Here is a 10,992-nt window from a genome sequence, read left to right as displayed (position 1 = left end):
AACAAAAGGGCACTGTGACCCATCAGGTTAGCATAACTGGCCTCCACCCCTTGGAAAGGCATGACGAAGGAATGAGAGGGCAATTGACCCGTTGAGACATGGGAGGGAAAGCCCCCAAGGGCGGCGTAACTGATGTGAACTCATTTCATTTACCCGTAAACCCAATTACAAGGGTTATGAAATCCTGCGAATAAGTGAGCATTCGAGAGATATTCGTATCAAACTGAGGGAGTTGAACAAGGAATCGAGCAATAAGAGCTTCAAATGAAGCCCTTATTTGGCTATTGTTTTTACAAATTTAGATAAGCGTTTAAGACCATCCTCTATATTTGGAAGAGAAGCAAATGAATAGGAAATTCGTACATATTGTTCAGCTTGATTATCATAAACATTCCCTGGATTAAGTAATATTCCTTCTGTAAGTGCAATTTCAAATAATTTTCTCATAGAGAGTGACGGTAAAAAACGCAACCAAATATAAAATCCTCCAGTTGGTTTCTCCCAAACTGCAATATCAGAAAAATACTTGTTCAAAGTATCTAAAGTAAAATCTCTTCGAGTTTTCAGTTGTTTTCTTACTTCATTTAGATGTTTATAGTAAAGTCCACTGGAAAACCATTCTACTGCTGCCCACTGCGATACAGAACTAGACCCATAATCGGTTTGCATTTTAATATCTGCTAAGTGCCCAACTACTGGTTCTGGACCAACAATCCAACCAATACGTAGGCCAGGACTTAAAGATTTAGATAAACTTCCCAAATAAAGTACAAGTCCATGTTTGTCAAAAGCCTTAATTGGTTTTGGCGGATTTTCATCAAACCATAATTCTCGATAAACATCATCTTCAATCAAAGGTAGTTGTTCATGTTGACAAGTATCCAGCAATTGTTTGCGTCTTTCCACAGTCATTAAGGTCCCAGTAGGATTATGAAATGAAGGAATGGTATAGAGTAAAGCAGCTTTTTGCTGTTTTTTATATTGTTTAATAAGATTGGATTGAATTCCTTCGTTATCCAAAGGGATGCCCACTAAACGCATACCTGCTGACTGGAAGACATTTAAAGAATGAAGATACGATGGCTTTTCTGTTAATACGGTAGAACCCCTATGCAATAAACCAACACTAATAAGCTGTAGGGCTTGTAATGCACCTGATACGATTAAAATGGAAGAAGGAGAAGCAGAAATCCCAATTGTCGTTAAGTAGTTGGCTATTTGTTCTCTTAAGGGCAGCAACCCCTTTGGTTCTTCATAGCCATAAGAAATTTCACTATTCGACAATTGATGGAAAATTTTTTTCATTGATGGACTTGGAATAAGATTTGGCGATAATTCTCCTGTTCCCAAACGAATTATATTAGGAATAAATTCAGCTTGATTTATTTCTTGAATCGTTGGCAAGTTTGGCTTGTGAGTCCCGAAATTTACATATGAATTCCAATCAGGGGGAGGGGTAGTTGCTAACAGGTTCCAAGTATTGTTTACTACTCTTGTTCCACTGCCGCTTTTTCCCTCAATAAGTCCTTCAGCTATTAATTCGTCATATGCAGTTACAACTGTACTTCTATTTACTCCTAAAACTTTTCCTAAAGTACGTTGGGGAGGGAGCTTATATCCTATCGTCCACTCTCCATTGGATATTTTTTCTTTAATAAAATCAGTTATTTGTTTATGTAATGGTACTGGCGATGACTTATTTGGTTTCCAATCGGTTATAAACATCAAAATGGTTCTCCTTTTTGAAATTATTATATTACTTGGTTGGTTTGGATTCCATCCATTTGGTTGGAGACAAAAACAAAATTTCAAAATAAAATAATACCCGTTGAAGCATATATAAGAAAGGGCGAACTCAGGATGTTAGAACCATTTTTTCATGGATTTATTCTTGCACTAGGGCTGATTCTTCCTCTTGGTGTCCAAAATGTTTTTGTTTTTAATCAAGGGGTACTACAGCCACGTTTTGTTAATGCATTTCCAGTCATCATTACAGCTTCTTTGTGTGATACCCTTTTAATATTGGTATCTGTTTTAGGTGTTTCATTTATTATTTTAGGTTCATTTTGGATAAAAATCATTTTAATTGGGGCAGGTTGTATTTTTTTAATCTATATGGGATGGACCACATGGAATAGTAAACCAAGTAAAGAAAGAGAAGTAAGAGCGAATAAATTTTCTTTAAAGAAACAAGTATTGTTTGCAGCATCTGTTTCCTTACTGAACCCTCATGCCATCATGGACACTGTAGGTGTAATTGGAACAAGTTCATTAAGATACCAAGGGGAAGATAAAGTAATCTTTACTTTTGCTTGTATTTTGGTTTCATGGATTTGGTTTTTTGGGCTTTCACTGATTGGGCGAATAAGTGGACAGCTTGATAAATCTGGAAAATTTTTGTTGATATTAAACAAAATATCAGCCCTAGTAATGTGGGGGGCAGCAGTCTATCTTTTGTTAACTTTATTTAGTAAATAGCACAAGTTAATTGGGTTATAGAGAAGATTGTGAAGAGATGTAACAGGTGCTTATGTTAAAGAGGGGATAGCTCTGCGACGATACCATTTCTTCTTGGGCTAACTGGGAGGGGAGGTTAGTTCAATAAGTAAATGGATATATATGTTAAACTGTTAATGGAAGTGTTAAGCGAAATGGAGGTGCGACATTTCATATTGAGATAATATATACTTTCAGTTGGATTATAGGTTCGGTGTGTGTCCAATGGAAAGTACCAGAAAAGCCTTATGATGAAACTTGGGTATTAAAATCCTATGCTAATAAGTTAAACGGAGAAAAAGACTTATCAAAAGAAAAAATTCAAGAATTTATGGACACTATCAATGCGAAATGGAAATTGGAATGTAGCTGATTTTAAAAATTGATATTAAGCTGATGGGTGTTTACTTCGAGTTCCGGCTGCCAGTTAATAGCTGGCTATTTTCTTTTTCAACTAACGAAGCAATTAGTGATGAAGTTATTAATTGAATGGTTTAAATTAGAGCATTTCTTTGTAATGAGGAATGCTTTTTATCTTTATCTAAAAATAACATTTGTGAATAGCAACAAAAATATCATTGAAATGAATAAAAATTTATCGCAAAACGATAAATATTGTGTTAAATTCAAATTGACAATAAATAAGTGAGGTGCTTTTTATGAAACAAGTTTCAACGTTCTTTTTAAAAATAGCTGTTATTCTTTTGGGAATCCCAGTTCTTGCTTTGTGCATTTTTTTGGTCCCGGAGCTAGGGGATATTGCAGCAAAATTGCTTCCGGAGTTTGCCTATATGAAATATCCCGTTTTCATCGTTTTTTATACATCGGCGATACCTTTTTACTTTGCTTTGTATCAGGCTTTCAAACTTTTACGTTATATCGACAAAAATAAAGCTTTCTCTCAAATTTCTGTAAAAGCTTTAAAGAAAATCAAATACTGTTCAATCACAATCAGTTGTTTGCATGTGCTAGTCTTGCCGCTCTTCTATCTCTTTGCGGAGAAAGACGATGCCCCAGGTGTCATCTTTATCGGATTGGTTGTTCCTTTTGCTTCAATGGTTATCGCAGTCTTTGCGGCTGTTCTTCAAAAACTGTTAAAAGAAGCGATTGATATAAAATCAGAAAATGACTTAACGGTCTGAGGTGATTAATATGGCAATTATAATCAATATTGATGTGATGCTGGCTATAAGGAAAATGAGCGTAACAGAACTTTCGGAGCGGGTTGGAATAACAATGGCTAACCTTTCTATATTGAAAAATGGAAAGGCAAAAGCGATTCGATTATCCACTTTAGAGGCGATTTGTAAGGCATTAGAATGTCAGCCAGGAGATATTTTAGAATACAAAAATGACGAAGAAACTCAAGAATAATAAAGTAGGGATATTTAACATTGTGAAGAAAAACTCATTAATGTATCTTTTCTTCTTGTTTCTATCATGTGTAATAATATGATTAAAATGAATCAATTTTAATAAAAGGGGAGTTACTCATAAATTTAACCATTCAAAATGATTCTCATAAAATAACTTTGAAGGCACAAGTCATGAGAGCACTAAAACAACTCGTTTGTTTTGGTTGGGAGCAGGCCTTATCATGTTTGTTTCCTGTCGTGATTTTTGCCTCTTTGGCTTTTACACAAATCATGCCACTTCCCTTCCTGCCACGGTATGACTGGCTGCTCATCATCTGCCTTCTGATGCAGTGGTGGATGGTGCGTTCTGGGCTTGAAACACGGGATGAACTAAAGGTTATCACATTGTTCCACCTTATTGGACTTGCTCTTGAACTTTACAAGGTACATATGGGCTCCTGGTCTTATCCAGAGTTTGGATATTTCAAAATTTTTGGTGTGCCTTTGTATAGCGGATTCATGTACGCAAGTGTAGCGAGTTATCTTTGTCAGGCTTGGAGGAGGCTTAAGGTTGAACTAGTTAAGTGGCCACCGTTTTTGGTAATTGTGCCTCTTGCAGCTGCTATTTATTTGAATTTTTTCACCCACCATTATTGGATTGACGTTCGTTGGTGGTTATCTGGACTTGTCATTATCGTCTTTTGGCAATCATGGGTCACATATGAGGTTGATGGAACTCGTTACCGTATGCCACTCTCACTTTCTTTTGTTCTCATCGGACTTTTTATATGGATAGCCGAAAATATCGCAACGTTCTTTGGGGCTTGGGAATATCCAAACCAAACTAATGAATGGAGTTTCGTTCATCTAGGTAAGGTGAGTTCATGGCTCTTATTAGTGATTGTTAGCTTTCTTATAGTAGCTACGTTAAAGCAGGTTAAGGGAAAAATTTCTCTAGGATAGATGGCTAGTCAATTTTTATAACTGTTAAGAACCCTCTTTTAAAAAAGTACGATCCTTAGCATAGTAAGGAATTCGGCTTTTTTAGTTGAAGTTCTCCTAGTGTATAAAAAATACTGAATAAGATAAATTGGAAATAGCAATGTTCTAACAGTTGCTTTTTTTCTTAATATTTAGCTTATGATAATACTACCGCGAATGCTTTTATTGGGGTTCTTGTGAAAATATTAACTTAAACTATAGGGTGAGTTGCTCTATAAGGGTTAACGCCTATTTTATTGAAGTTATTGTACTAAGGAGCAGTTTAGTCCTTATTTAATTATAAGGACAACCCAAGGGGGAAACGAATATGACAAAGAGAAATAAGGAGTTGCCACTAGAACAACGTAAAGAACTACTAAGAACTTTGGAAGCCCGTTTTGAGAAAAACATGCACCGGCATAAAGGTCTCGAATGGGCTAAAGTACAAGCTAAGATTGAAGCTAATACTGAAAAACTGTGGTCGCTCAATGAAATGGAGGGAACTGGCGGTGAACCGGATGTTGTTGGCCATGATAAAAAGACGGGCGAATACATTTTTTATGATTGTTCACCGGAAAGTCCTAAAGGTCGCAGAAGTGTTTGTTACGACCGTAAAGCACTGGAGTCAAGAAAAAAACACAAACCAGAAAATAACGCTATTGATATGTCAACTACCATGGGAATTGAACTTTTAACAGAAGAACAATACCGAGAGCTGCAGAAACTTGAAAATTTCGATATGAAAACATCGAGTTGGGTGCAAACTCCTGCTAATGTTAGAAAACTTGGCGGGGCCATCTTTTGTGATTATCGCTACGACACTGTATTTGTGTACCACAATGGAGCGGAATCCTACTATTCTGCAAGGGGTTTCCGTGGCTCGCTAAGGGTCTAAATTATGCACAATTAGAATTTGAGAATGGATTACGGCGAAAGGCTTTAATTTCATTATTCAACTAATGGGGGCTTTACTTCAAGATGGAACGCTGCTGCGACCATCTTTTTTTGTATTCAACTAAAGAGTCAGTTTACTTTAATAAGCACAATATTTCTGTTTGGAAAATCAAACAAGAAATATTCCAAAACGGAAGATTTTTTTATTTTAAATTGGGATATCCTTGCTGGCGCAAAGCCTCATATACCAATATAGCAGCTGTATTCGAAAGGTTCAGTGAACGAACATTATCATTCATTGGTATTCTCAAAAAGTGATCTTTATTTTTTTCTAGTAAATCTTTTGGTAATCCCGTTGTTTCTTTTCCAAACATAAAATAATGTTCCTTTGATACATCACTGAAATCAAAGGATGAATGTGTTTTTTCACCAAACGTCTCAATGTAGTAAAACTCACCTTGATTTTTTGAAAAAAAGTCATCCAATGAATCATAATACGTTATGTTTACAAACTTCCAGTAATCTAAACCTGCTCGTTTTATCATTTTTTCATCTGTTGAAAAGCCAAGTGGTCGGATTAAATGCAAGGCTGTATCCGTTGCGGCACAAGTACGTGCAATATTTCCAGTATTAGCCGGAATTTCTGGTTGATATAGTACAACATGTATTGCCAAGAATGGTCACCTCTTCTTTATTTTACCCTCCAAATTATAACATATTGCTATGCAGATTAATGTGGTGGTGAACTAGGAGCTTTTTGGATTCAGTGACCTCTAAGTTGCAGCTCATTTTGAATCATTTAAGTAAATGATTCAAAAATGTAACTTACTCTTGTTCAACGAAGGGCAGTTTTGTTGAATAATACTTACCAGTTCAGATAATTTATGGGATAATTATGAACATTAAAAATAATTAATATAGGGTTTGAATTTTAGATGGATATCGTTGGGCATTCACCGAGCGAAAATAGACCACGAATCCGAATATCAATTTAGTGCAAAGATACACCTTTTATTACTAAGGGATTGTTGCTGCATTTAGGGGGATTACATGGTTTTAACAAATACTGCACTAGAAAAGAGAATACAGGATTGGGTCAAAGCCTATGACTTAAATGGGTATCTTCACGGTTCAATCTTAGTTGCAGCAGGTCAGAAAATTATTATGAACGAAGGATATGGAATGGCTAATTGGCAACATCAGATACCAAATAGTCCAAAAACAAAATTCCGCATTGGTTCGATTACAAAGGGTTTTACAGCGATGGCTATTTTTCAGCTGGCTGAAAAGAATAGACTCAAACTGGATGACCCTATTGATAAATATTTTCCTTGGTATCCTAACGGCTCCAAAATTACAATTTATCATTGTTTAACCAATACTTCTGGTATTGCCGATTTTACAGGGTTCACAGACTTTTGGTCTAAAACAATGAGGCTTCCAGCTACTTTGCTAGATATCATCAATTCCTTTAAAGATCTGGAATTGGAATTTGAACCTGGATCTCAATATAGGTACTCTACATCAGGATTTATGTTGCTAACAGCCATAATTGAAGAAATAACTCAACAAAAGTATCAGGATTATATGAAGGAAAACATCTTCCTTCCTCTAGGCATGCACGATACAGGATGTGACGATGGAAGGAAAATTATACAGGGGCTTGCTTCTGGACATTCCTTCTGGGAAGAGCCTATTCATGCGGAATTTGCTGATCTTACATTTCCGTTAGGAGGGTATGGGATGTATTCGACGACAGAGGATCTTTATAAATGGAGTCAATGCTTACGAGAATCAACGTTAATCAGCAAAGGATTGACAGAAATGATGTTGAAGCCTCACCAAAACTCCTATGCATGCGGCTGGGCTGTCTCCTCATTTTTAGGCAGGAAATACATAAGCCACTTTGGGGACATTAGTGGTTTTACAAATGATTTTCTTTTTTTCCCGGACGATAACGTTACGATCATTTGTTTGAGCAATATGAACATAACACCAGTTATGAAATTTACTAGGGAACTAGCCAAAACAGTTTTTGATGAAACGGTTTCGCTTCCATATCCAGCAATTCCTATTCCTTTTAATTCAATACAAAAAATATGCGGCACTTTTTCCATTGAAAACGAGAAGGGATCACAATCAATAGAAATTTCATCGAAAGAAAAGGATCTTTACGTAACAGTTCCAAAAATGTATGGTGCCGTATACAAATTTAAGCTCATTCCTATCAAAGAGGATGATAGCCAAACAACCTTTATTACCGAAATGATAAATGAGAGTCTCGAAGTTCATTATGAAGGGGAGAAGGTTACAAACATCGAATATACCGACTATTATGGTGGTAAACAGGTTCTGTATAAAAAATAATAGCTTACTCAAATGAGCGGTAATATGAATTTCGCTTATTTGCGGGCATTTAGGTATGGGCATAATGTGCCCCTCAATAAACCTAAAAGGAAATAATGTTTTTAAAAAAAGGCTTTACGCCATGCATCTTTCTATTGTGATGCGAAACATGGGAAGCCGCCAAAATTGGAAAGCCATGAGAAGCTTTTCTAGCTTATTTTTGTAACTTAGAAAAAAGCTGCTTTTCCAACTAGGCAGCTTTTTTGCTTTTTATTTCAGCTAGTTAATCTGAGGATCTATTTATTAATCCCGATTAGGAATTTGTGAATAATTTCACTTAAATTAACGGGTGCTTATCTTCAATAAGATCTTCCATTATGGGGCGCCTTTCTTGAACAAGAAGGTGTATTCCTTTAGCATAAAGACGCAATACAATTATCGCCTCTTATTGCTTTGAAAATTATGATCATAGCAAATATAAACTGAATTTGAATCGATTATAAATGGAATGATATTATCAAATACTACTTGACCATATCTTTATTTCGTGTTACCATAAGGTCACACATGATAAGTGACCAAAAGGTAACTTGTTTTGTAATATAAAACATCTATATGAAAGGACGTTGAAATGCAAGACGAACTTTCAGGCGTATTTAAAGCACTAGGACACCCAATTCGACGACGGATTCTTGATATTCTCAAAGAATCTCCGAAAACAACTGGTGAACTAAACGAGTATTTTCCAGAAGTCTCAAGGTATGCGATTATGAAGCATTTGACGATTTTGGAGGAAGGAAATTTATTGGTGGTTAGGCGAGAAGGAAAATACAGGCGTAACTTTCTTAACGCTGTACCCCTTCAAGTAATGCATAACCGATGGGTTGGAAAATACATGCAGCCAACAGCAAATTCTTTGCTAAATTTACGATCTATCGTCGAAAACAAAGGAGGAGATATTGCGATGACAGCAATAGAGCAAGGTCGTGTTTTTCGTATTGAGCAAGAAGTTTTCATTGGTGCCCCAAGAGAACAAGTTTTTCAAGCTTTAACAGAACAGGCTGGTGACTGGTGGGAGTTTCGCTTAGCACCAAAAGGAGTGCCATCCCAATTTACGTTTGATCCTGTTCCAGGAGGACAGTTTATAGAAAAATGGCGCGAGAAAGAAGGAGCTGTCTGGGGTAACGTTTACTATGTGAATGCACCAGAGGAAATCCGTCTCCATGGACATTTAGGCATGCAAGGTGCGGTTAACAGTTCATATACCTACCGGCTGATCGATAAAGATGGAGGAACTTTGCTGCAGCTTACCCACAACGCATCCGGTATCATCCAGGAGAATTGGGAACAAGAACACTCCGAAGGATGGAAATACCTGCTTGGAACATTGCTTAAAAATTATATAGAAAAGAAAAATTCATAATTTAGGGAGAGAGTAAAATGAAAGAATTAACATGTAATTGCGGGTTCACAGTAAAAGATGAAAATCCAACAGTAGTGGAAGCCAAAATGTGGCATCATGCCATTCAAGATCACATTGATATGTTAAAAGCTATGTCAGAAGAACAATTGGTTGGATGGCTTAGTGAAACACATAAGAAAATTGGGTTAGATCGGGAAAAACTATCGAATTAGAAAGGTGGGATACTATGCCAATGCCAAAACCAGATGAAGAATCTAAAGCATTTTTCGCATCAGTCATACCTATTGATCCTCGCATCAAAATAAAACCAATGTTCGGGAACATTGGTAGTTTTTTCAACGGAAATATGTTCGCCGGTTTATTCGGTTCAACCGTTTTCGTTAGACTTCCAGAGAACAATCGACTTCGTCTATTGGAGATAGAAGGGGCTGCTGAGTTTTCCCCAATGCCAGGCAGACCTATGAAGGAATATGTTACCTTTCCGGAGAAATGGAGGCATGAGCCGGAGAAAATACAGGAATGGATCCAGCGGTCTTTGCAATGGGTGGAAACAATGCCAGAGAAAGTGTCAGCAAAGAAAAAGAAACGGGAAAGTCTAATTGAATGTAGTAAGTGAACTTGATGAATTGATGATGGTTCACAATGATTTCCCCATTAGCCATCGACGCATAGAAAAAAATCGTGGCTGCAGCTTGAGGACAAGTGTTGATATAGCGAATAAAGTATAAAAAAGAAGGTTATAAAAGGCATGATTGGACCAAAATGGAATAATTAATGACAGTAAATGATATTTTCACAAAAAATCAAAAATCGAGAATCAGTTAATATGTATGTATTAGAGCACGATTGATTTACCAATCTGTACAACTTTTATAAAATTAATTTTCTGCCAGCAAATTAATGTCCCACACGTTGGGAGATGAAATGAGTTACTATTTTCTCATTTAACCCACCAGTGAATTAAGCTGAAGAACAGGGATGTAAATTGGCACCCCTGTTCTTTCTTATTCTAACGAAAACAGAATAGTTCTAAAAAGTAATGATTACATGAGGCTTGAAATTAAAGCGATTCTCCTTTAGTCAAAAAAAACGACAAAAACTCTAAGGGAGGGGTAGATGTTTTTAATGAGTAACGAACCTATTTTTGCAGCGTTATCTTCTGTTCTCATTTTAGGTGAAAATTTGTCCATTGTTGCTATGATTGGTGGGGTTGTATGTTGCTGGTATGATATGGGCAAGGAAATTAACTTAAATTATTCTGTCAATTTATGTAAGATAAAAAATCTTATATATGTTGGCGGTTATTTCAAAAAAGTGGTGGCGATGCTTCAATGTAGAAGGGTCGCTTTTTTCTTATTGAAGTAACGGGCCAGGTTAGCATTCCTGTAGATCTTTAAATATCAGGTTTGAAAAAAATAGAGCCCCTCAGTAAGATACGAGTATAGAGTCCAATCTAACTCAACGTCTTAAGGAGGAAGCCTTACTATGAATTTTAAA

The 10,992-nt window shown here is 36.4% G+C and carries 12 protein-coding genes; 10 read left to right on the top strand and 2 right to left on the bottom strand.

What is annotated here, in order from left to right; translation table 11 throughout:
* Positions 1-273: 273 nt before the first annotated feature.
* On the bottom strand, positions 274-1,725 hold the full coding sequence (gene pdxR / locus ACOT8F_RS20830; protein ID WP_421653828.1) for a MocR-like pyridoxine biosynthesis transcription factor PdxR: 1,452 nt from the start codon (positions 1,723-1,725) through the stop codon (positions 274-276).
* 135 nt (positions 1,726-1,860) lie between these two features.
* Between pdxR and ACOT8F_RS20825 the strand changes: the two genes are divergently transcribed.
* From ACOT8F_RS20825 to ACOT8F_RS20805, 5 genes are all read left to right on the top strand, one after another.
* Positions 1,861-2,478: a LysE/ArgO family amino acid transporter gene (locus ACOT8F_RS20825; RefSeq protein WP_421653827.1), complete on the top strand. Its 618-nt coding sequence runs from the start codon at positions 1,861-1,863 to the stop codon at positions 2,476-2,478.
* Between the two features lie 677 nt (positions 2,479-3,155).
* A complete protein-coding gene (locus ACOT8F_RS20820; RefSeq protein ID WP_421653826.1) occupies positions 3,156-3,638 on the top strand; it encodes a DUF2975 domain-containing protein in 483 nt (160 codons plus the stop codon).
* Between the two features lie 10 nt (positions 3,639-3,648).
* Positions 3,649-3,870 carry a helix-turn-helix domain-containing protein gene (locus ACOT8F_RS20815; protein ID WP_421653825.1) on the top strand — a complete coding sequence of 74 codons (222 nt, stop codon included), beginning with the start codon at positions 3,649-3,651 and terminating at the stop codon, positions 3,868-3,870.
* 173 nt (positions 3,871-4,043) lie between these two features.
* Positions 4,044-4,814: a DUF817 domain-containing protein gene (locus ACOT8F_RS20810; RefSeq protein WP_421653824.1), complete on the top strand. Its 771-nt coding sequence runs from the start codon at positions 4,044-4,046 to the stop codon at positions 4,812-4,814.
* A 346-nt stretch (positions 4,815-5,160) separates the two neighbouring features.
* Positions 5,161-5,727 carry a DUF4256 domain-containing protein gene (locus tag ACOT8F_RS20805; protein WP_421653823.1) on the top strand — a complete coding sequence of 189 codons (567 nt, stop codon included), beginning with the start codon at positions 5,161-5,163 and terminating at the stop codon, positions 5,725-5,727.
* Between the two features lie 202 nt (positions 5,728-5,929).
* Here ACOT8F_RS20805 and trmL read toward each other — a convergent pair whose 3' ends face one another.
* Positions 5,930-6,400 (bottom strand): tRNA (uridine(34)/cytosine(34)/5-carboxymethylaminomethyluridine(34)-2'-O)-methyltransferase TrmL, encoded by a 471-nt coding sequence (trmL, locus tag ACOT8F_RS20800; RefSeq protein WP_421653822.1) that lies wholly within the window; start codon positions 6,398-6,400, stop codon positions 5,930-5,932.
* Positions 6,401-6,776: 376 nt separating this feature from the next.
* Between trmL and ACOT8F_RS20795 the strand changes: the two genes are divergently transcribed.
* The 5 genes from ACOT8F_RS20795 to ACOT8F_RS20775 all read left to right on the top strand — a co-directional run bounded on the left by ACOT8F_RS20795 (position 6,777) and on the right by ACOT8F_RS20775 (position 10,860).
* The gene (locus ACOT8F_RS20795) at positions 6,777-8,093 is read left to right on the top strand and encodes a serine hydrolase domain-containing protein (protein WP_421653821.1); all 1,317 of its coding nucleotides are present in this window, start codon (positions 6,777-6,779) and stop codon (positions 8,091-8,093) included.
* A gap of 610 nt (positions 8,094-8,703) precedes the next feature.
* Positions 8,704-9,495 (top strand): SRPBCC domain-containing protein, encoded by a 792-nt coding sequence (locus ACOT8F_RS20790; protein ID WP_421653820.1) that lies wholly within the window; start codon positions 8,704-8,706, stop codon positions 9,493-9,495.
* Positions 9,496-9,512: 17 nt separating this feature from the next.
* Entirely contained in the window at positions 9,513-9,707 is a 195-nt protein-coding gene (locus ACOT8F_RS20785; protein ID WP_421653819.1) for a hypothetical protein, read from the top strand.
* Positions 9,708-9,721: 14 nt separating this feature from the next.
* Positions 9,722-10,111, top strand: a complete 390-nt coding sequence (locus ACOT8F_RS20780; RefSeq protein WP_421653818.1) for a TfoX/Sxy family protein — start codon at positions 9,722-9,724, stop codon at positions 10,109-10,111.
* Positions 10,112-10,611: 500 nt separating this feature from the next.
* Positions 10,612-10,860, top strand: coding sequence for a hypothetical protein (locus ACOT8F_RS20775; protein ID WP_421653817.1), 249 nt, complete (start codon positions 10,612-10,614; stop codon positions 10,858-10,860).
* Positions 10,861-10,992 lie beyond the last annotated feature (132 nt).

Origin of the sequence: Chryseobacillus diguaensis (genome assembly GCF_049220665.1) — a bacterium.
Lineage (GTDB): Bacteria > Bacillota > Bacilli > Bacillales > Bacillaceae > Metabacillus_B.
The sequence above is the reverse complement of the archived record's forward strand: the minus strand, read 5'-3'. Positions and strand labels throughout refer to the sequence as shown.

What these genes read in the sequence shown, in the direction of transcription:
- ACOT8F_RS20795 (WP_421653821.1), top strand. Translation starts at nt 6,777, where the DNA reads ATGGTTTTAACAAATACTGCACTAGAAAAGAGAATACAGGATTGGGTC.
- ACOT8F_RS20775 (WP_421653817.1), top strand. Translation starts at nt 10,612, where the DNA reads ATGTTTTTAATGAGTAACGAACCTATTTTTGCAGCGTTATCTTCTGTT.
- ACOT8F_RS20790 (WP_421653820.1), top strand. Translation starts at nt 8,704, where the DNA reads ATGCAAGACGAACTTTCAGGCGTATTTAAAGCACTAGGACACCCAATT.
- ACOT8F_RS20785 (WP_421653819.1), top strand. Translation starts at nt 9,513, where the DNA reads ATGAAAGAATTAACATGTAATTGCGGGTTCACAGTAAAAGATGAAAAT.
- ACOT8F_RS20780 (WP_421653818.1), top strand. Translation starts at nt 9,722, where the DNA reads ATGCCAATGCCAAAACCAGATGAAGAATCTAAAGCATTTTTCGCATCA.
- ACOT8F_RS20820 (WP_421653826.1), top strand. Translation starts at nt 3,156, where the DNA reads ATGAAACAAGTTTCAACGTTCTTTTTAAAAATAGCTGTTATTCTTTTG.
- ACOT8F_RS20805 (WP_421653823.1), top strand. Translation starts at nt 5,161, where the DNA reads ATGACAAAGAGAAATAAGGAGTTGCCACTAGAACAACGTAAAGAACTA.
- ACOT8F_RS20815 (WP_421653825.1), top strand. Translation starts at nt 3,649, where the DNA reads ATGGCAATTATAATCAATATTGATGTGATGCTGGCTATAAGGAAAATG.
- ACOT8F_RS20825 (WP_421653827.1), top strand. Translation starts at nt 1,861, where the DNA reads ATGTTAGAACCATTTTTTCATGGATTTATTCTTGCACTAGGGCTGATT.
- pdxR (WP_421653828.1), bottom strand. Translation starts at nt 1,725, where the DNA reads ATGTTTATAACCGATTGGAAACCAAATAAGTCATCGCCAGTACCATTA.
- ACOT8F_RS20810 (WP_421653824.1), top strand. Translation starts at nt 4,044, where the DNA reads ATGAGAGCACTAAAACAACTCGTTTGTTTTGGTTGGGAGCAGGCCTTA.